3 protein-coding genes are annotated in these 2760 nt (G+C 58.1%); all 3 read left to right on the forward strand.

Features of this window, described 5'->3' with window-relative positions; all coding sequences use genetic code 11:
* On the forward strand, positions 1-556 hold a 556-nt coding region (locus tag HMPREF2724_RS12280; protein WP_141748316.1), incomplete at its 5' end, for an IS3 family transposase.
* Between the two features lie 677 nt (positions 557-1233).
* A complete protein-coding gene (locus HMPREF2724_RS02995; RefSeq protein ID WP_061924617.1) occupies positions 1234-1581 on the forward strand; it encodes a hypothetical protein in 348 nt (115 codons plus the stop codon).
* Positions 1582-1586: 5 nt separating this feature from the next.
* A partial coding sequence (locus HMPREF2724_RS03000) for an alpha,alpha-trehalose-phosphate synthase (UDP-forming) (RefSeq protein WP_070587086.1) occupies positions 1587-2760 on the forward strand: 1174 nt, incomplete at its 3' end.

A 2760-nucleotide genomic window follows, 5' to 3' on the forward strand; every position in this document is an offset into this window, starting at 1 on the left:
TCACCGTGTCATGCCAGATCTAGTAGGCCGCAAGTTCACAGCTGGCGAGCCAAATCGTGTGTATGTCGGTGACATTACTTACCTGCCGTGTAGGGGAGGCAAAAACATGTACCTTGCCACAGTCATTGACACGTATTCACGTAAACTTGCAGGTTATGCACTCGCAGACCACATGCGGGTCTCACTAGTTATCGATGCTCTAGCCCACGCACACGGCGTGCGCGGCAGTCTTGACGGGACTATTTTCCATTCCGATCACGGCAGCGTGTACACCTCACAAGCCTTTAGGAACTACTGCTCGTCGTTAGGTGTGCGCCAGTCCATGGGCGCGGTTGGAACGAGTGCCGATAATGCCCTGGCAGAATCCTTTAACGCCACCTTAAAGCGGGAAGTGCTGCGTGATCGGAAAGTCTTTGACAACCCAATTAGCTGTCGTCAAGAGGTCTTCCGGTGGTGCATGCGCTACAACACGCGCCGGCGGCACTCCTGGTGCAATCTCGTAGCTCCTGATGTCTTTGAAGCCGAGACTTCGGCTATACTGACCACAGCAGCATAGCCAGCCCCCGATGTGTCCACTTTCCGGGGGTCGGGCCCCGCAGCGATCAACCACCTGGCCAGCCTGTTTATAGCTTTTTCCAGCGTCAACAAGTTTCAAAGCTTTAGCGATGCGATCCCGCTCGCGTTGTATGGCTCCACCGCGACTGGTATTAGCGAGTTCGATACCGTCTTGGGCAAGGGATCGGTAAGCAGTCTGTGGGAAACCAGTCTCGTTCAGTGCGCTATGCGCAGACTGGCCGCTTTCTACAAGAGCAACGACCTTTTGGTACTGATCTTTGAATTTATTCTCAGTCAGACTCCGCTGACGCTGACCACGGCTAAGGCCCTCAGCCTGACGCCACACCTTCGCCGTAGCCTTCGAGACCCTCAACTCCTTCAGGATCACCGACATCGGACGCGCATCATGCAGATACGCCTCCACGTACCGCTCACACAGCCTCTTATCACTTGACATCTACACAACCTCCTAGCTGTATAGATGCATTCACCACCTGAACTCGCCTTCCCTGCACGGCACCGATTTGGCAGTTAGGGCGAAATCCTCGCCGTGCCCGGCGCCATAACCCAGGCCCACAAAATAGATCTCTGCGCACATAGCCCCGAATCCGCACCGCACGGCCGCATGGCGTAGAATATGCGGTCTGAAAGCTTTCACAACTCGTTCAGGAGGACTTCGTGCCACCAAAGGTCACTGACACTCAGCCCGCTGCAGACCAGAACAATGCAGTCGAGGAGGAGACCGCCCGCGCTGCGCGCCGCATCGTCGCTACTTATGCTGAGGACTTCCTCGATGGCGTGACCTTGATGTCCATGCTCGGCGTCGAGCCAGATGGCTTGGTACACAAGAAGGTTCTGGCAGAGCAGGAAGACGCTGCGCCAAAGAAGGCTTCTAAGAAGTCCTCGAAGAAGACAACCAAGAAATCTTCGAAGAAGACCACCAAGAAGGCAACGAAGAAGTCGACCAAGAAGTCCACAAAGAAGACCGCCAAGAAGGCTTCTAAGAAGACCACGAAGAAGGCCTAAGAACAATGTCTGGCCACGACAATTCCTTCGTGGTGGTGGCCAACCGCCTCCCCGTGGATCTGGAGATCCAACCGGACGGCACCCGCACCTGGAAGGCCTCGCCTGGCGGCTTGGTTACTGCTTTGTCGCCAGTGCTGGAGGCCGAGCAAGGCTGCTGGGTGGGCTGGCCAGGCATCACAAACGACGCCCCGGAACCCTTCCACACCGAAAACGGTGTGCTGCTGCACCCGGTCAAGCTGACCGACGTGGATTACGAGGGCTTCTACGAGGGCTTTTCTAACGCCACCCTGTGGCCGCTCTACCACGACCTCATCGTCACCCCGCAGTACAAGCGCGAGTGGTGGTACTCCTATCGCGAGGTCAATCTGCGCTTTGCCGAAGAAGTAGCCAAGGTCGCAGCACCCAACGCCACGGTGTGGGTACAGGACTATCAGCTGCAGCTGCTGCCAGGCATTCTGCGCCAACTACGCCCTGATCTCACCATCGGCTTCTTCCTGCATATCCCATTCCCTTCCGCAGATCTCTTCCTGCAACTGCCATGGCGCGAAGAGGTCGTCCGCGGGTTGATGGGCGCCGATGTCATCGGATTCCACCTCGAATCCAATGCCCGTAACTTCTTAGAGCTGGCCACTCGCCTCGGCTTAGAGGTCACGGGCGAGGTCAGCACGCGCGACATCACTGCCGGCATCAAGGTCGATGGCCGCACCGTTGGCGTGGGCGCGTTCCCGATCTCCATCAAGTCCTCCGACATGACGCGGTTCAGTAAGGCGGAGGACCGCGACGTCGCCAAGCTGCGTGCGGAATTCGGCGGCCACCACCGCGTCATTTTGGGCGTCGACAGGCTGGACTACACCAAGGGAATCCTGCAGCGCCTCAAAGCTTTCGAGGAGCTGCTGGAGTCGCAGGCGCTGGATCCGAGCGAGGTTACGCTGGTACAGATTGCCACGCCTTCGCGCGAGCGCATCGACCATTACCGCGTGACCCGCTCGCAGGTCGAGGAAGCCGTAGGCCGCATCAATGGGCGCTTCGGCCAGATTGGGCGGCCAGTGGTCCACTACGTGCACCGCGCGGTGGACAAGGACATGCTGCGCAAGTACTACCGGCTTGCCGACGTCATGCTGGTCACCCCTTTCAAAGACGGCATGAACCTGGTGGCCAAGGAGTATGTGACCTGCCACG

Origin of the sequence: Corynebacterium sp. HMSC071F07 (assembly GCF_001810285.1) — a bacterium.
Taxonomy (GTDB): Bacteria; Actinomycetota; Actinomycetes; order Mycobacteriales; family Mycobacteriaceae; genus Corynebacterium; species Corynebacterium simulans.